14 protein-coding genes and 1 pseudogene are annotated in these 17,208 nt (G+C 62.8%); 10 read left to right on the top strand and 5 right to left on the bottom strand.

The features are described 5' to 3' along the window. The first annotated feature begins 518 nt into the window (after positions 1 to 518). The 6 genes and pseudogenes from H9L14_RS16295 (at position 519) to H9L14_RS14135 (ending at position 9,932) form a co-directional block, all read left to right on the top strand. A pseudogene (locus H9L14_RS16295) lies at positions 519 to 2,350 on the top strand (di-heme-cytochrome C peroxidase). Then, positions 2,317 to 3,228 carry a zinc metalloprotease gene (locus H9L14_RS14115; protein WP_187708596.1) on the top strand — a complete coding sequence of 304 codons (912 nt, stop codon included), beginning with the start codon at positions 2,317 to 2,319 and terminating at the stop codon, positions 3,226 to 3,228. Before H9L14_RS16295 ends, H9L14_RS14115 begins: the two are co-directional and overlap by 34 nt. A 2-nt stretch (positions 3,229 to 3,230) precedes the next feature. Next, on the top strand, positions 3,231 to 3,986 hold the full coding sequence (locus tag H9L14_RS14120) for a hypothetical protein (RefSeq protein WP_187708597.1): 756 nt from the start codon (positions 3,231 to 3,233) through the stop codon (positions 3,984 to 3,986). 513 nt (positions 3,987 to 4,499) lie between these two features. Continuing rightward, entirely contained in the window at positions 4,500 to 5,096 is a 597-nt protein-coding gene (locus H9L14_RS14125) for a S8 family serine peptidase (protein ID WP_246444654.1), read from the top strand. A gap of 650 nt (positions 5,097 to 5,746) precedes the next feature. Continuing rightward, positions 5,747 to 6,565 carry a trypsin-like serine peptidase gene (locus H9L14_RS14130; RefSeq protein ID WP_187708599.1) on the top strand — a complete coding sequence of 273 codons (819 nt, stop codon included), beginning with the start codon at positions 5,747 to 5,749 and terminating at the stop codon, positions 6,563 to 6,565. 73 nt (positions 6,566 to 6,638) lie between these two features. After that, on the top strand, positions 6,639 to 9,932 hold the full coding sequence (locus H9L14_RS14135; protein WP_187708600.1) for a tyrosinase family protein: 3,294 nt from the start codon (positions 6,639 to 6,641) through the stop codon (positions 9,930 to 9,932). 121 nt (positions 9,933 to 10,053) lie between these two features. Here the strand turns inward: H9L14_RS14135 and H9L14_RS14140 are convergent, their stop codons facing one another. The 3 genes from H9L14_RS14140 to H9L14_RS14150 form a co-directional block, all read right to left on the bottom strand. Next, positions 10,054 to 10,659 (bottom strand): PH domain-containing protein, encoded by a 606-nt coding sequence (locus H9L14_RS14140; protein WP_187708601.1) that lies wholly within the window; start codon positions 10,657 to 10,659, stop codon positions 10,054 to 10,056. A gap of 126 nt (positions 10,660 to 10,785) precedes the next feature. Continuing rightward, complete coding sequence (locus H9L14_RS14145) at positions 10,786 to 12,660, bottom strand: FRG domain-containing protein (RefSeq protein ID WP_187708602.1); 1,875 nt, start codon at positions 12,658 to 12,660, stop codon at positions 10,786 to 10,788. Between the two features lie 606 nt (positions 12,661 to 13,266). Beyond that, the gene (locus tag H9L14_RS14150; protein ID WP_187708603.1) at positions 13,267 to 13,506 is read right to left on the bottom strand and encodes an HTH-like domain-containing protein; all 240 of its coding nucleotides are present in this window, start codon (positions 13,504 to 13,506) and stop codon (positions 13,267 to 13,269) included. A gap of 178 nt (positions 13,507 to 13,684) precedes the next feature. Here H9L14_RS14150 and H9L14_RS14155 point away from each other — a divergent pair, with 178 nt between their 5' ends. The 3 genes from H9L14_RS14155 to H9L14_RS14165 are packed head-to-tail and all read left to right on the top strand — an operon-like array spanning position 13,685 to position 15,122. Next, positions 13,685 to 14,023 (top strand): hypothetical protein, encoded by a 339-nt coding sequence (locus tag H9L14_RS14155; RefSeq protein WP_187708604.1) that lies wholly within the window; start codon positions 13,685 to 13,687, stop codon positions 14,021 to 14,023. A 24-nt stretch (positions 14,024 to 14,047) separates the two neighbouring features. After that, positions 14,048 to 14,569, top strand: coding sequence for a hypothetical protein (locus H9L14_RS14160; RefSeq protein WP_187708605.1), 522 nt, complete (start codon positions 14,048 to 14,050; stop codon positions 14,567 to 14,569). Beyond that, entirely contained in the window at positions 14,562 to 15,122 is a 561-nt protein-coding gene (locus H9L14_RS14165) for an HD domain-containing protein (RefSeq protein ID WP_281389466.1), read from the top strand. The genes H9L14_RS14160 and H9L14_RS14165 overlap by 8 nt, the downstream gene beginning before the upstream one ends. 424 nt (positions 15,123 to 15,546) lie before the next feature. Here H9L14_RS14165 and H9L14_RS15225 read toward each other — a convergent pair whose 3' ends face one another. Then, positions 15,547 to 16,041, bottom strand: coding sequence for a hypothetical protein (locus tag H9L14_RS15225; RefSeq protein WP_222949853.1), 495 nt, complete (start codon positions 16,039 to 16,041; stop codon positions 15,547 to 15,549). Positions 16,042 to 16,091: 50 nt separating this feature from the next. After that, on the bottom strand, positions 16,092 to 16,715 hold the full coding sequence (locus H9L14_RS15230; protein ID WP_222949854.1) for a hypothetical protein: 624 nt from the start codon (positions 16,713 to 16,715) through the stop codon (positions 16,092 to 16,094). Between H9L14_RS15230 and H9L14_RS14175 the strand changes: the two genes are divergently transcribed. Further along, complete coding sequence (locus H9L14_RS14175; protein WP_187708606.1) at positions 16,701 to 17,201, top strand: hypothetical protein; 501 nt, start codon at positions 16,701 to 16,703, stop codon at positions 17,199 to 17,201. The genes H9L14_RS15230 and H9L14_RS14175 overlap by 15 nt on opposite strands. Positions 17,202 to 17,208: the final 7 nt, after the last annotated feature.

The following is a 17,208-nucleotide window of genomic DNA, read 5'->3' on the forward strand; positions in this document are numbered from 1 at the left end:
GTTGTACGAGCAGCCGGGCGTCAGCAGTTCGGCACGCTGATCAATAACGTATCCGTCAAACGGGCACGCATTTCAATGCCACCAAGTGAAACTGGTCTCGAATGCAGACACGATAGAGTCGCCGCAGGAAGTAATCTTCGCAATCAACTAAACAGTTTCACTGTAAGACTTATATTCAACGGTGCACGAGGAACCGGGTTAGAAAATGGCGAGGGATTGCTAAGTTACCCGAAGAGCGGGATAAATGTTTCCGCCGAATCGCGAGTAACCACGATCACCATGGGGCGGTGATCATCGGGGGTGTTTGGCCATGAGCACGCGATTGCTCAGCACCGGTCGTCGCGCACAAACGCCAATTGCGAGCTTTGGACCGTCGATCCGGAGGTCGCCGTCATGAGCTTCATTGAAGTCTGGCGAGGCGGGCCCGAGCTAATTCTTGCGGCGCGGCGGATACAGGTGGCGCCGTGAGAAGCTCCGTACATCTTCAAGTGTTTTCCCGGATTGCCCTCGTTGCGGCCGTGCTAACGAGCACGGCGTGCGTCTGGTCGCGTGCCTCCGCGGATGAAGACCTCGGACAGGGTTGGTCCCAGGCCGACCGCGACCTCTGGTACGAACAAAGCCAGGGGTCCCGGTTGCTGCCCTACACGTGGGCGAAGGCGCTAGAGACAGCCAACGGAACGGAAAAGTTCTTCGATCCTGCGAATATGGGCCGGTTCGGTTACTTGCCACCGGAGCCAACCTCACTCAGCAGACTGCCCGTCGGGTTTGCGATTGACCGCCAGAAGGGCGATGGCTTTACCTACTCGGACCTCCAGTGGTTCGAGGGCCAGCGGAACGACGAGGCGTGGCTCGGCATGAACTGCTCGGCCTGTCATACGGCCGAGCTTCAATTACCTGAGAAGACACGAGACGGCAGCGCGGCCTGGAAGCGTATCCGGGTTGATGGCGGACCTACTCTCGCTGACTTCCAGTCAATGATCGAAGCGCTCGATGCGGCACTCCACTCGACGAATGATGATGCGGCGAAGTTCGAGCGTTTCGCGGCGAGCGTTCTCCCACGCCGAGATGATCCTGCCCTTGCCCGGGCCGACCGCGACAGCCTGAGGAGGGCCCTCACAAAGCTAATCGCGTGGCAGGATCGCGTGGCTCTCGCGAACCATGGTGGCGCGGCGACGCGCCAAGAGCCCCAATTCGGCAACGGACGGCTCGATGCTTTCGGCCACATCTACAACAAGGTCGCGCTCTTCGTCGGGGCACAGAACCAGATCCTGAACCCGTCAACCGCGCCCACTAGCTACCCCTTCATCTGGAACACGTCGCAGTCCGACCGCGTCCAGTGGAACGGCATTGCCAGCAACCAGAGGCTGGGGCCGGAAGGACACTCGTTCGATTATGGCGCACTCGGCCGCAATTCAGGCGAAGTGACGGGGTCTTCGGCGATGTCGCGTTGCGTTCGGGAGGCGGTGCTGGCGGCTATCGCTCCAGCGTGCAGGTCCAGCGGCTCAGCGAGCTCGAACGGCTGCTCGGCAGGCTTCGCCCGCCGCCCTGGCCGCTCAAGCCGATCGACACCGGAGCAGGCAGTTTGTGGGCCGCCGGGCAGAAGCTCTTCTCTCAAAGGTGCGCGAGCTGTCACGCGCCGCTAGCCGCTGACGATCTCAAGACACGCTTCGAGGCAAAGATGAGCCTGTTCCGACCGGGCATCGCAGGCAACACACCGCCTGGGACAGATATCTGGATGGCGTGCAACGCTTATACCTACCAGATCCGGACAGGTGTCCTTCAGGGGACCAAGCGCGACGTCATTTCGGGCGCGCCACTGGCTGAGGTCGAGCCCACGTCCCGCGTGCTGGAGACCGTCGTAAAGGGTGAACTTGCCGGACAGAAGCGGGAGCTCGTGGCGGCAGCCGTGAAGGCGATCTTTAACTCGGCTCCTGCCGCCAGACCCGTCCCGCCCACCGGTGCATTCGTGGAGCCCGGAAGGGATCGCGCACGACGGCGCCAGATTTGCATGACCGCGGATAGCCCCATCCTCGGGTACAAGGCACGGCCACTTACGGGGATCTGGGCCACGGCTCCGTACCTACACAACGGCTCAGTGCCGACCTTGTACGACCTGCTTCTGCCGGAGAAGCTACGTCCCAGCGAATTCTACGTGGGATCGCGTCGCTTCGACCCGGAAAAGGTTGGATACGTGACCGCCAAGGCGCCGGACAATCCCTTCAAGTTCGTCACCCATTCCACGCCGGACGAGGCCGTTCCCGGCAACGGCAACGAGGGCCACGATTACGACAACGCATCCCTGAAGGAGCCTGAGAGATGGGCGCTAATCGAGTATCTCAAGTCGCTTTGAAGCACGGATTACCGGCGGCCGTGGTGGGCGCGCTGCTGTTTGCGGCAGCCGGCAACGGTTCCGCGCAGAATCCACCGCAGAAGGCTTCGAAGGCTGATCTCACCGCCGCGGACCAGAACCCGATCGACACAGCGGCGCTAAACAAGATGCTGGCGGGTCTTCCACAAGTGACCTTCGACGACGAAGGGACTGAGCGACGGTACTACGTCTGGGAAGGCGACATGCTGCTGGGGCGTGACGAGGTCCAGGCGATGCTCTTCGCACACCGCTCACTGCAGGCGCCGGCACGGCAGGGTGAGCTACTCCTGCAAGTTCGGCCCGACGGTCGCCCGGGAGTTTGGGCACGGCCCAAGCGAACGCTGACGTACTCGATCGACTGCCGGACATTCGAATCGGCCGACAACTGCCGGATCGCCGAGCAGGCATTCACGAAGGCTGCCCGGGACTGGGAAAACGTCTGTCCAACGTGCGGCGTCCATTTCCGCAAGGCCCCGGCCACTGCCGGTTATCGACCGAAGGACGGCAGCGGACCTACGTTCGTGGTCCGTTACGATCCCGAGGGATACGACTACCTTGCAATTGCATTCTTTGCGAACGATCCCGCCTTCAAGCGCTATCTCGGGGTTGGACCCGACTTCTTTACCACGGACATCAGTCGGGACGGGATCCTGCGCCACGAGCTTGGTCACGTGCTCGGCTACAGGCACGAGCACAACCGTGCACCGGCCGGATGCTACTTCGAAGACAACCAGTGGCGAGCACTTACGCCCTACGATCCCAAGTCCGTCATGCACTACCTGTGCGGCGCAGGCGGGACCATGCAGATGGTGTTCACAGCCAGCGACCGCGCCGGTCACCGCACCGCGTACGGAGCGTGACCATGCGCGCTCGTCCATTCCTCTTCGCGACTGCCGTTTTCCTGTGCAGCCAAGCGATAGATGCTCAGCCGGCTTCGACAGTTCCGCCTTTAGGCCAGGAGCCAACCGAGCGGCCACTCTCGGACAGGAACACACCGGGTAATGTCATCGTCTCGTTCGAGGGCGGTGACGTCGCGACGGACATTGGAAAAGTCGTCCTCGGCCTTGTCGAGGACGCGGGCGTGATCCCCACCACGCGCCATGTCGTCGCCGAGAAGGAAGACCCTTGCCGTATCGTGCTCAAGCTCGGGTACCCGGCGTGCACTAGCGAGCTCATGAAAGCCTTGGACGTCCTCAACCCTAAGCTCCTGCCTTCACGCGGTCACCTCAGCATCGGCGATACGATGGTCGTACCTGACGTGTGGCTGCGGAAGTATAGAACCTTTCAAAAGTTCGCCAGGTCGGTCGCGGCAGAGCAGGCCAGGAGCGCCACGATCAAGAAAGGTTGGACCTCGCTCAAGATCGGATCCGCCGAGGTCGGTCCAAACACAGAACTGGTATCTTACGATGCTTACGAACTCGTCCTGTTCGCCGGGAACCCGGACATTCAGGCAAGGCTCGAGAAACGCCTGTATCCGCTGAAAACGCTCAACGTCCGGGTGAACTCGATCCCTTCGAAGCATCACCGGCAACTGCCTTTTCCTACAGGGATCCGCTCCAATACCAGACCGAGTGCGGCACGCAGCCGCAGAGGCCTACCGCGGTTAATTATCGCCTAGACTATCTCGACAGCGACGCAGATGCGGCTGCCTTGGTCGCGCAGCGCCCTCCGGGAAGCAAGGCTACTCGCGTTTACGTGATCGATTTCGCGATCGATCCCACGCCCAATCTCGCTGGCGCGGTCGAGGGACAAGCAGTCCCTCTCCCCCCGGCGGATGGCGCTGCAGATGGGTCAATCCGACCGAGCGCGACCACGCAACCCATCTGGCCAGCATTATCGCCAGCCGTGACAACGGTTACGGCTTCGTAGGCGTGTCCCCAACCTCAACGATCAAGCCGTTCGAGTTCGTCCGGGTCAATTCCAACACCACGACTGGCCTCGGGATCATCCCGGGGAAAGAAGCCGACCTGGCGTACCAAATGGTGGCAGATAACGCGTACTCTACCCCACATGTATACCTCGTGGCGACGCGGTTTTCCGACTTCCCCCCAGCATGGTGAGTGAAGGACAACTGGATCTCTCGCGTCGGTTCGAACGGGACCTCGAGCACCGTATTTCGCAGGCCCAGCCGATGCTCGTGGTTTCTGCGGGACAATCAGAGGCACCGATCCCCCTGTCGCCCGGTGTTCCGATGTCCCCGCAAAACTTGGGCGACCAGCGCAACGTGCTCGTTGTCACCGCCTGCGAAAAATGCAGCCGGTCGTCGCCGCGCCTGTGGTCAAAGGCGAATTATTCCGCGCCGGACGGGCATTACGTCCACGTCGCGGCTCCCGGGGGCGTCCCGATGCTTGGCTGGGTTAGTGCGCAAGGTGTCGGGGCTTTCAACGGGACATCACAAGCGGCCGCCTTCGCCGCCGGTGTCGTCGCCGAGATGATGGGCCGCTGGCCCGATAGTTACGGCTCGGTGGAATATGCCAAGAAGCGGATCCAGACGACTTCCTGGCCAATTTACCAGGGTAACGGGACGAGCGACTACAAGCGCGTGGCGACCGGCATCATCGATCCAAACTTGGCGTTACTCGATCCGTCGAAGACCTGGATCAAGACCCGACGGAATGGAAGCCAATCGTGCTACGTGCCTTTTCTAGTGACGTGGTCCGCTTCCGCAGAAGCAGCGGAGCGGCGCTGCCGATTTCTACCGAGAGTGTCGCGCGCATCGTGCGGATAACGGGAGACGGGGTCCCCCGCAGTTCGTTTTGTACAAAGACATGTACGCCGACGACCACGACCCCGATAGGCTTGGCGAGATCAGTCGGGAGGGTCCGCTCACCCTAGCCCAGCCCATCAGCCTACAGGCCTGCGATGGACAGTCGTTTGTCCTCTCCGATCTCGTCGATGTCATCATCGCTAACCTGCCTGCGGCCGACCCGCCATGCGGATGACGGCACTTAGCCTGGCGCTCGCGGTCCCCGCAGCGCTTTTCGCGGTTCTGCCGGGCGAACACGGCGTCTCGCGCGCTGCTGGCGTCTGCCGTGGTGGTGAGGCTCTCACGACCTCCTTCGGGGAGTGGTTCGATCCCAACGCCCAACTCAGTGGCTCCAGTGAACCAAGTCGCACCGCGAGCAAGATCGTGCCAGACCTGCTTAACCCTGCGATCGCCGTTCGACTCCAGCTGGAGGCGACAAGCCCGGCCGGCCAGCGATGGACGCTGGTGCTCCGCGACCCGCGGCTTCGGGTCCTTTCGATCTTGAGCGAACAGGATTTCCGCCTCGCTAACGGTGGGACAGCAATACAATGGACCGGCCGCCTCGAGGCGTCACAGGTTTCAGCGGAGCTGGTCGGCGGCGGCCCAGGCGTCACCATCCGCTTTGCTGGGGGATGGCGCTGCCGAAGGACAGCCACGGCACCAACGTCTTCTCGAGCCAAGTCGCAGGCTCACCCAGCTGGACGAACCCGTTCGACAACTCCGCGGCCGTTTATCGTCGTGCCACGGAAGCGGTCGGCATGATGGTGACGGGTCTGAAGTTCCCTAATGCGCAAGGAGTCATTCAAAAGGAGACCTGGTGCTGCTCGGGCGCGATGCTAACGTCCGACATCTTCATCACGAACTGGCACTGCGGCGGCCCGACGACGCTGCCCGAGTCACTCTATTGGAATGACCAAGTCCAGAAAAACAGCATCATCGACCTCGGCTGGCAAGAAGGCTCGGCGCCTCGCAGGCAGTACGCTGTGACCCAGGTTCTCCAGGCGGACCAGCGACTAGATTACGCGCTCCTCCGGGTACGTCCGACGGTTGGGCCAGGCGCTGCAACCGGGCGCGCGATACCCGTTCGAATCAACCGCCAGCTGCCGGCAGACAACCAGGTCTTCGTCGTCCACCACGCGGAATGCCGGGCCAAGCTCCTTAGCTCGAACTGCATGATCGAGTCCCGTTCGTACCGTGCGTGGACCGACCCGCTCACGCGGACGACCGGCCCTGACATCACTCACCGGTGCGATACCGAGCCTGGCGCATCCGGAGCGCCGGTCTTCGACATGCAGGGGAACATGATCGCGCTCCATCACCTCGGCTTCCAAAAGGCCGACGCCGCGAACCAGTGCACGTCCGACAAGCTGAACAAGGCCGTCGGCTTGGATAGCATTCTCGAAGACGTGAAGCAGAAGAAACCAGCTTTGTACGCGGAACTGGCCGGATAGCGTCCGGCCGAAGCGGCCATCCAGGTGCGCACGTGTCGCGGACCGTTGAGCGGCGCGAGAGGGGGAAACGACAGTGGCCCACCAAGGCAATTCATTCTCACGGGGTTCACAGCTATTCGATCGCCGTTCCGCGATTGCAGCAGGATGCTCAGTCCTGGTCGCCGCTTCGTTCGGCGGCAGCGCCAGGGCACAGGCCGCGCCGACCAGGATGAAGCTGGAAAGCTTCTCGCAGGACGCTCGAATGGTCTCGGCCCTGAAGCGCGGTGTCGCCGCGATGAAGGCGAAGCCGCCATCTGATCCCGAAAGCTGGTTCTTCCAGGCAGCCATTCACGCCGTGCGCGAGGACGCCATGGATGCCGCCGAGCAGCGCGATCCGAACGTGGCACAGGCACGCCAGTTCTGGAACAAGTGCCCGCATCACGGGGAGAACTCCGCGAATTTCCTCCTTTGGCACCGCGCGTATCTTTATTATTTCGAGCGCATCCTGCGGAAGGCATCCGGCGAGGCCGATTTCGCCCTGCCTTACTGGAACTACGCGGACGCTTCGCAACGCCGGTTTCCCGCTCTCTTTGGTGATGAGGACGCGGATGCCGATGGGAATCCGCAGAACCCGCTCTACGACCTGCGTCGCGAGATCGCCTTCATGTCCGGCCTCTACGAGCTTGCTCCCGAGGTCGCCGACGGCGCGCGGGCGCTCGCAGAGAAGCGGTTCTTCGGCGCCATTGAACGGGCGGGATTCGCCGGCGGCGTGGCAGACAGCGACCCCCGCACGCGGGGTCTCGCCGAGCAGGCCCCGCACGACTTGATCCACTTCGCTATAGGCGGTGCAATCGGCTTTGGTGATCCAGAAATGGAAGAGGCGCAGGGCAGCACGAGCGGCCTGATGGCGTCCGTTCCAACCGCCGCCTTCGACCCCATCTTCTGGGTGCATCACACGAATATCGATCGCATGTGGACGGCGTGGGAGTGCCTGCCAGACCGTACGTGGGGCACGCTGCCGCCGGCTCCGTGGTTCGAGGAGAAGCCATGGATTTTCTTCGATGCCGACGGATCACAGAAGAAAGAAAAGAGACGCTTCTACCTCGATCGAGCGAACCTCGATCTCCGGTATGATTCGGACGACCCGGCATGCCACCGGCTGAGCTTGCAGGCGATCGGCGCCGGGCTCGCCGCGCCGAGCAGGCAGTTCGAAGTGCAATCCATGGAAGCCGGCACGGGCAGCGTCGGACGGGCGCTTTCAGACACGGTCCCGCTTCACGTCGAGCTGCCGGTCGCCGCGCCTACTGCCAGCCAGTTCTTCTCGACGCGGGCACAGCGCAAGGGGCACCGCGTGATCCTCGAGCTTCGTGGACTGAAGCTCACCGGCGTCACGGCGGTAGGATACGACGTGTATGTCAATCTACCCGCAGGGGCGACGCCGAGCCGCGACCTGCCGAACTATGTCGGGACCATCCCCTGTTCGGGCTGGCACACGATGCCCCGCGGGCCACGCGCACGAGCAGGCTGCGGGCGTGTCGCATCGCATCGACATCACCGCGGCCGTCGCGGACGCGAGCCGGGTGGACGTGCGCGTGATCCCGTTCGATCTACTGCGACCGATAGGAAATGTGCCGCGCCTAAAACGGCCGGGCAAGTTGACGATCGGGGAGATCGCCGTGGTCGTCGATCAGCGGAAACGGTGATCAAGGCCCAGTTCGAAGGGGAAGCATTCGTGGGTTCCGTAATTCCTCCGGTCGTCCATGACTACACCGGTCAAACGGGTCGTGCAGGAGATGGGACTGAAGAGGATGCGGCGAGTCCGCGCCGCTGGACTCGTCGGGGCTCAATCGGCGCCCTAGCGGCCCTCGCCGGCGCAATGCTGGCGGCCTGCAAGACCCGGCCCGCCGGCATGGCGTTCGTGGCCCCTCGACGTCGCATGGTCGACGCACATTGCCACGTCTTCAACGTGACCGACCTCCCAGCGGCAACCTTCATCCAGCAGTGCATGCTCGGCGTCGAGCCAGGCTCCTCCTTGCCGAAAAAAATCCTTTTGAAATCGCTCCAGAGGATCGAGGCTCTCGTCTCGCGCGGCGTCATCAGCGCCAAGGGAGAAGCAGAGGGCGCGGGTGCATTCGTCCAGGATTCCCCGTCTCTCGGTCGCCAGAATGAGAGCGAACTGCGCAAGGAGCAACTGCAGGCGGAACAGGCGCTTCGCGAGCTTGGCGCAAGCGGCGCGCTTGCCACGTGCCCGACGGGCCCGGCTCCACAGCCCAGCATCGGCAGCATCGTCGAATGGCTGAGGAGCTTCCGGTCACGCCGCGCTACCTTGGCCCGCACACTCGCGAAGGCGCACGCCGCGGGGGGCTACGACGCGGCGTTGCTGTGCCCGGCGTTGGTCGATTATTCGAACTGGCTCGGACAATCGCTTCGCTCGTCGCTGGTCGACCAGGCGAACGCCATGGGGCAAGTCGCGAGCGACCCGTCGCTACCTCCCGTGCACGGCTACGTCGCCTTCGATCCCCTGCGCCGTGCACTTTACCGGAACCGATTGCCGGTCATTGACGGTTCCTGGGACCCGCTGAACTTAGCCAAAGACGCGCTAACCCGCCAGGGATTTGTTGGAATCAAGCTCTATCCGCCGATGGGCTTCCGGGCTTCCGGGAACGGCACCTCGGGGGAGGACTTCCCGGAACACGTCCGCACCGTGTTCGGCAGCGCGCAAAAAGCGGGGGCCGAGATCGACCGTTCGCTGGACGAATTGTGGTCGCTCTGCCTCGAGCTCGATGCACCCGTCCTAGCGCACGCGGCCGCGTCAAACGGGAGCCGGCGCGGCTACGGCCGGCGCGCCGACCCCGACTACTGGTTCCCAGTGATCCGCAGGCACCCTGCGCTGCGCGTCCTGCTCGGCCATTTCGGCCGCTTCCGCGACCGAAGTAGCGGCGAGGGCCCGGCCGCCTGTCCGAACGACGAGATGCCGTTCGAGAAAACATGGGAAGCGGCATTCGGGCGCTTCGTCCAAGCCAACCCGGATGCCCTGCTGTTCGCCGACCTCAGCTATCTCTCGGACTTGTTCCATGAAGACTATCGGCGGAGAGCCGTCCAGGGACTGAAGAAGTACTTGGCGTATGACCCTGAGGCGCGTCACCTCGTGTTCGGCAGTGACTGGGTCATGCTCGGGATCGAACGCGCGTATCCGGAGCCACCTAGCTACCCTGGGCGTGTCGCGGCGCTCCTAGCGGACGCAGGGCTAACGTCCGGACAAATCGACGGCGTGTTCTACGGCAATGCCGTCCGCTTCCTCGGGATCTCCGATGGAACTGCCACCCGGAAACGGTTGCTGGCGTTCTACGCGATGCGGGGGATGCCTCCGAAAAACATCCCCGCGTGACCCGGCTCCTGCGACCGTACTGTCGATACGCCGTGCTCTTATGACCCTATCTCGGCTCGCGGGAAGGGATGCTAGGCGCATGACAATCGACGTTACGTCAAGCGGGGTTCGAACCCCCTCGTCAGAGCCCGAGTAGCTTGCCTTTAGCGGCGGCGAATTCCCCGTCCGTCAGCGCACCGGATGCGTGGAGTGCTGCCAGCCTCTCGAGTTTCTCGATTGGATCGTCGTCGCTTGGGCCTCCTCCCCGAGTTGGGGCAGGTGACCTGGCGTTCTCACGCTCACGCAGCAGCTTGTTGGCCAAGTCGCCGATGACAGCGACCGTTGCCTTCTGGCAGTTGTCGATGACGGCCATTCGGCTGCCGAGATCGATCATGACCTTGCCGAGCACCCAGCCCTGGGAGCTCGACACCGCCTGGACCCGGTCCAACCGGATGCTTTGCACGTCGACGGATCGCGTCAGCAGCGCACAATCCAAGAACAGGAAACGCTCGTTGGTAAGTGCGATCAGCCACGTGTTGGAACCCCAGTCCGACGAATTGGAAGTCTCGCTGTGCTTCACGATGCCCGAAGTCAGGGCAAAGACAATCTCGCCGGGTTCAAGGTGTTCCCTTAGGACACCGAGCTCCTTCTTCGTGCCGAATGCGTCGAGCGCAACGCCGTTTAACGCGCAAATGCCAGCCCAATCAGCAGCCTCCGTGAGCTGCCTGTACTTCTCTTCGTTGTCCAAAGAACGTGCCCCTCTACGCAACACCAGGGCCAGTTTCATCTGATAGTGAGGCAATAAATGCAAACCCAAGGGTAGGAGCTATGGCGTGATGTCCCGCGCATGGATCGCTGAATTGCTGCGTATGCGCTAATCAGGATGGAACCGGTTCACGTAGTGACCAACGCCGGCCGAGAAATCTTGCTCTGCAAACCGCAGCATCGCGCGATATCCCGGATCCTCGTCTGGAGACGGAAAGAGGTACCCGAAGTCGCACGTCGTCTCGTAGCTGGCAGGCTTCAAACGAAGCACACAGACCGCCGTTTCAGCGAGGCGGTTTCGATGCTCCGAGTGCCCACCGAGGAAAAAGCGCGCGCTTTGCCGCTCCGGTCGAAGCGCGCGTAGGCCAAACGCCTCGAGTTCCCGGCAGTCCTGAAGAGAGCATTGCAGGGACCACGAGACGTTCTGAAACACAAACACTGTGGGCCACTCACGCCTCCTCTTCGGCCACCCCGATGCTTCCAGTACATTGTACTGCGCGATGCCGCCTGCACTGCTGTACTTCTGAGTCGCGAACCATGTCGCGACGTCCAGACTCGTCGTCACGTCTAGGCCGTGCGATGGCAGACCATAGTGCTGGGCGAATGCCATCATTGCATAATCGATCGCCAGTTCCGGGTCCGTTACGGAGGCGCGCCAGGCATCCTTCCAATCTTCACCATCCATGATTTCCGGAATGACATGGTGCTCAAGAAAGAAACGCAACGAAAAGTGAGCGGGGTCGTACTCGTGCCGATGGCGTGATGCCGACGTTGGCAATGATGGCTCGATCGCACACGAATTGCCGAACAGAAGACGTTTGACCCGGCGGGGCCGGTCCAGAGTGTAAAAGCCGGTTTGGCCACGAAAGAAAATTCCGTTTTCCTCGTCGTGAATTGGGATCTGCGCGACGATTTCTCGAGCTTCTTCAATCGATCCCACTTCGTAGACTGGGACTGAAAACTGACGACAGCGAATTAGGTCGTCGCGCTGGCGCCGGGGGTAAAAACCTTCGAAGTGGTCCCTGAGAACGTTTCGCGCTCCATACAGCGCGTCATCCCCAATCGCCCGGCCGAGAAAAGTGCCTCGATAGTGTCGATCGATGAGGAATCCGGGATGCTTGGGATCGATGCCAGTACGCTTAAGTGCGGCAACGTGCGGCGGATTGGCAGCGCTGAACTCGTTGACCGGAATGCTTCCGAAGACTGTCGGGTCTCCCTGGGTCGAAATCAGCGGCTGAGCTACCGCAATGGGCACGGCCACTAAGCCGCCATTATCTAGGTCTCTCGACTCGGCGCGGGTGTAGCCCATCGCCGCCGCGCAACTTAGCGCATACTCCGGATTGCGCAGCTGCGGCGCGACAGCATAGCTAGCGAAGTACTGGACGTTCATCGCCCCGCCGAGCCAAGCGCCCAACGAAGCGAATGCGTAATGCAAATCGGTAGGTAGAATGCGCGTGGTTTCATCAAACAGGCCGACATTCTCTCTCGCCAAACCCGCCTCTTCATACTGTTTAAGGCGGCGGTTCAGGATCTCCTGAATTCGGACCTGATGTAGGTCGACGAGCGACTTTAACTGGCGCAGCAGCGATGAGTAGGCGATCGGCCAAATCGTCTCCTCAGTCCAAGTTAGCTCATCGTTCGATTCGGAGATCGCAAAGTACGGAACGTCGTTGCAATTGCGAATTACCGGCCGAGATGCTGCAATCTGCGCTCCCATGGTAGGCGTGTCGAGAATCGCTGCAATTACCCATTCCGGCGGATCGATCCGGCGCAACAAGCCTCGCCAGGAGCCAACCAGCCCGTCGCGACGGTCTCCCGATCCAATCAACGGGATCGAACAATGACTTTCCGCCCGAAGCCCGTGATCGCGGATTGCCTCTGCCACGCGATCCACGTCCACCGCCAAGTAGGGCAGATTGACGCTCTCGAAGACCGTCCGGAAAGTCTCCTGAACGTCCGAGTGTTGCGCGACTTGTGCGGGCACGACCAACCTCTCCTCGAAGCGGCCGCAGATCCTCCGATACGCTATCCCGCTACCAATATTCGCGCGATCAGTACCTGACCCACGAGGCGCCACTTTACAGGGCGCCAGCGGCAGTGATCACTTAGCCACATGGCGTACATCATGGGGAAGTCGACAAGTCATCAGCTGAATTTGGACCTGCGGGACCCAGGCGCGCAGGAGAGCGTCATTTTGGGCTGACTTCTAGGCAACCGTGCGTTTGCTCGCCTCAGCCTGCGCGCGCCTTATCTCTCCGAACGAGCGACTTGGCGAATGCATTCACCGCGTGAGAGAACTCACACTCCAACATGCAATCGATGATTTGCTGGAAGCTCGCGGGATCTATGTTTATCCGCACGTCTGTCGTCCCGCCCCTTTCGAATCAAGCTTGAAACGCAGCTTGACATCGCCACTCTGAACCGCGGCGTCGACTTTGATGCCAGATTCGTACCAATAGTTCGCAGTCACTCCCCCGCGGTCCGCTGTTATCGGCATGACGTCCCCGCTTTGCGCTTTCATAGAAAACACCCCGTAGATTCACGGTCAACTTCAGGACCGCCTGAAATGCGCGAGCGCGGATCGCTCGCTTCAAAGGCGGTCAACATCGAGGCCGGCAGCTTTAAGTCGCGGCGCAATTTTCCGCATCTTGGCGAACTCGGTACCGAACGACGGCCCGATGCCGAGCGCCTCGCAGAACTCCCTCCCGGTCACCCCTTCGAGTTCTTCGGCGTACTTGATGGCCTGGACGTGAAGTTCCGCGACGTAACCGTTCCTCGGCGACTTCTCTATCGCGCGCCGAATGCGAGTCAGGATGTCACTAGTCCGCACGCTGAATCTCCCCGCGCGATGTTCGTTGCAATTAGCTTTTAGCTAAAATCTAATTCGCTTGCAACAATCGGCTGCAGGTTGCCAATCGGACCTTGCGTGCAAATGCTGATTGAGCTTCACTTGCCACCCTGACTTTATCGTCAGCGTTCTCCAGCGACGGTGTGAAGGCAAGTAGCGTATGGCCGAACTGGACCAAGCGACGTGGAACATCACGATACAGAAGCGCGACCTGGTGGCCGCGATCGGTACGGCCAGGCGCCGAGCGACGCTGCGGCGCAAGGGCATCCAGTTCGAACGGGAAGTGATCTTCGCGGCCTCGAGCGACGGGCTGTCGGTCAGGTCAAGCGATGCAGCGATGGACATACCCGGGTCAGGGACCTGGACATCCCCGATCGCGGCGAACGGAGCGACACTTAGGAGGCTCGTCGCGGCGCTCGACGGACCAGAAATCCAGCTCAGCTACTGCGACGGGGAGCTGGCGCTGAACACGACGAGGATTAGCGCCCGTGAGGTGTAGCGGACGGCGAGGATCCAAGCGTCAATGACAGCCCAGGTCCGCGATCGGCTGTCCTACGACGGGCGGATTTTCCCGCTCTGCAGTCTCCCGCTCCAGCCCTGGCTCCAGGAGACGGGCAACGCAGGCATCTTCCGGTGGCCGCACACCGCGAACCGGCGGGGGTACGTCGCGAGCTGGGAAATCGCGGATGACCGCCTCTACCTGAAAAAGCTCGAGGCGACCCTGCATGACGGCTCCGCCGCGTCACTGGCGACGCTTTTCCCTGGCACGACCGGCAAGGTTTTCGCCGAGTGGTACTCGGGCACTCTCCGAGTGACTGACGGCGAACTGCTCGAGTACATCCATGTAGGCTTCGGGAGCCGGTACGAACGGGACATTTTCCTCGAGATCCGCGACGGCGTCCTCGTCGGGACATCGGTCCAGGAAAACCAGCTGCCGGGCCCGAGACCAGTTATCGAGGTAGCCAAGACCCGGAACAATCGGCGCGGGCTACTCTCGCGGCTGGTGGGTCGTTTCTGTCGAGCGAGCTTGGTGGGGGATTTGTGACAGCACGAGCGGACTTGGCGCTGGTCCTGGAGGCCGCCCGCTTCGCGGCCGAGAAGCACCGCATGCAGCGCAGGAAGGATGCCGATGCATCCCCTACATCAACCACCCGCTCGCGCTCGCGAACATCCTCGTCTCCGAGGGAGATGTCGACGATCCCGAGGTGCTCGTTGCCGCGTTGCTCCACGACACCGTGGAGGACACCGACACGACGGTGGAAGAACTCGAGCGCGCGTTCGGCAGCCGGGTCGCCGGGATCGTGGCGGAGGTCACCGACGACAAGTCGCTAGCGAAGGAAGAGCGGAAGCGTCTCCAGGTCGCCAGGGCCGCGCACAAGTCGAACGCGGCGAAGCTGGTGAAGCTGGCGGACAAGATCAGCAATCTGCGCGACATCGCCACCTCGCCTCCCGCCGACTGGCCGCTGCAGCGCAGGGAGGACTATTTCCACTGGGCCAAGCAGGTGGTTGATGCCCTTCGCGGCGCCAATCCACGGCTCGAGGCTGCCTTTGACCGCGCTTACTCGGACGGGCTTGCCTCGATGCGCGGTGCCGCGTGACGACCATGCTGCTACTCTTGCTCGCCGCCGCGGCGCCCCATGCGCAGCAATGGGCCGGGGACAGGCCGCGGTTTTCCTGCCGCGTTGCCAACGTGCATGACGGGGATACCTTTCGCTGCACCGACGGTACGAGGATCCGGCTCGCCGCGATCGATGCGCCCGAGATGCCCGGCGCCTGCCAACCCCGCCGTGCATGCGCGCCCGGTGACCCCTTGCGATCAAAGGCGGCCCTGGAGCGGCTGATCAGTGGACGAACGGTGGAGTGCCAACCGACCGGTACGACCTACAACCGCATCGCGGCCTGGTGTTCGGTCGGTGCAACGGACCTGAGCTGCGCCATGCTTCGAGGCGGACAGGCCATACGCTTGCCCCGGTTCGATCCGAGCGGTCGGCTGGCCCACTGCTGATTGAGTGCAGCCCGACCCTACGTTTCCTCGAGGTGCGTCAGGACCTGGCCCGACAGGACGGGGTCTAGCCTGTCCGCCTCCGCCGACGCCCATTCTTCCCACGCCGCGAGGCTCGCTTGATGGATGCCGACGGAGCCGGCGACTACCGCGTCGCGCACGCGCGCAACTAGCGCGCGCAGTTCCTCGGCTTGGCGGAGGAGCTCGGCGCTCTCTCGCAGTCGCCCTAGCCGCTCGCGATTACGGGCCTCGACCTGCTCCCGCCGGCGCTGCTCCTCCCACTGCCGCGACTGCTCCGCCCACTCCTCGGCCTGCCTCAAGCCGCGTCGGAAGTTAGCCTCGCCGGCAACGACGATGCTCGCCACGATCGGCGCGATCATGGACTCGAGGTCCTTGCCCTTGTTGTCCTCCCACCGAGCGACGGCTTTCCCGTCCAGGTTGGCGTTGATCACGAGTGTGAGCGGCGTGGACGCTGGCAGGTCCGGTGCAGGCCGGTCGCGTCCAAACTCGCGCACTGTCCGATGCTTCACTGCGATACCGATGCTGAGCCCGACACGCGTGTCGCCTATGGTCGCCGACGCATGGATCTCGCCGTCGCGCTCGTGCGCGCCGGCAGCATGTCCCTCCGCCCGAGCGCCATGAAAATCGCGTTCAGGATCCTCAAGCGCCGCTTGTCGACCGCTGACTCGAACTTCGGCGCATCCCACGACCAGCCGCTCGCAGCGAACTTCTCGCGTCGGCGCTCCTCCTGCTTGAAGAGTTGCGTCAGGCCGTGGTGGACTCGCTCGAGCTTTCTCGGGACAGCCACGCGGCCAATCGCCTCAAGCTCCTGTTCGTACAAGGCGTCGAGGTCTCCCGGTACGGCGGCCGAGGCAAACGGTCCCGAAGACGGGAGCGGCTCGACCGAGTGCACGACCTCCGCAAACCGTGCATCGAGACGTACGCGCCCTGCCTCGCCGGGACGCCGCGACGCCACCTTGGGGCACTTCGGCACAGGCTTTCCGGCGTGGAGCTTGTTCCAGTAGCCCTGCGGCGGGGTGATGATGCCGTGCGACTTCAAGAGCTTCTTCAGGCCCACGTCTGACACGCCGACCTTTGCCGCTAGGTCACGCATCGGCGCCGACCATGCGAAGTCCTGCAAGTCCTGGGGCAAGGCGACTAGGTCCTGGCGGCCGTGGTAGTAACTCATGCTCCTCCTTCCCTCGGTTGCGGCGACGACGGCTACGCGCTTCCGAAACCTCGCTCAGTCGCCCTATACGGCGTCATGGTGAAAGGTGGAGCGGGCATGCCGGCGGGGCACGAGGGACCGGACGTCGTCGAGCTAGATACGCCCGACGCGCTGCTCGTCGTGAGCATCAACCAGAGCTATCCGCGTCTCGGCGCGTACGATGCCGCGCGCTACGCCTGGCGAGTCTCGCCGTCGCGCGCGTCGCAGGTGCAGTACGTGCTCGCGACCAAGGACCGGACCGTGGTCGCTGTCTTCGAGCCGACCGAGTGGCGTCCCGCGACGCGGGCGAACTTCCCCGGGTACGAGCGCGAGTTGCGAGGACGGCTGGGGTTCGTCGGGCACCCGGCGGGCGGAGACGCCGCGGCCCGCTACCTGGGGAAGCAATTACCGCCTGGCTTCCGGTTTTCCGGCAACGGCTACCGGTACGCGGGATCACTCGGCGACTAGCCGCAGG

This window comes from Sphingomonas sediminicola, assembly GCF_014489515.1.
Lineage (GTDB): Bacteria > Pseudomonadota > Alphaproteobacteria > Sphingomonadales > Sphingomonadaceae > Sphingomicrobium > Sphingomicrobium sediminicola.

Bases quoted from the DNA above. Each gene is read 5' to 3' on its own strand.
- H9L14_RS14115 (WP_187708596.1), top strand. From the start codon at position 2,317: ATGGGCGCTAATCGAGTATCTCAAGTCGCTTTGAAGCACGGATTACCG.
- H9L14_RS14120 (WP_187708597.1), top strand. From the start codon at position 3,231: ATGCGCGCTCGTCCATTCCTCTTCGCGACTGCCGTTTTCCTGTGCAGC.
- H9L14_RS14125 (WP_246444654.1), top strand. From the start codon at position 4,500: ATGCTCGTGGTTTCTGCGGGACAATCAGAGGCACCGATCCCCCTGTCG.
- H9L14_RS14130 (WP_187708599.1), top strand. From the start codon at position 5,747: ATGGCGCTGCCGAAGGACAGCCACGGCACCAACGTCTTCTCGAGCCAA.
- H9L14_RS14155 (WP_187708604.1), top strand. From the start codon at position 13,685: ATGGCCGAACTGGACCAAGCGACGTGGAACATCACGATACAGAAGCGC.
- H9L14_RS14160 (WP_187708605.1), top strand. From the start codon at position 14,048: ATGACAGCCCAGGTCCGCGATCGGCTGTCCTACGACGGGCGGATTTTC.
- H9L14_RS15230 (WP_222949854.1), bottom strand. From the start codon at position 16,715: ATGAGTTACTACCACGGCCGCCAGGACCTAGTCGCCTTGCCCCAGGAC.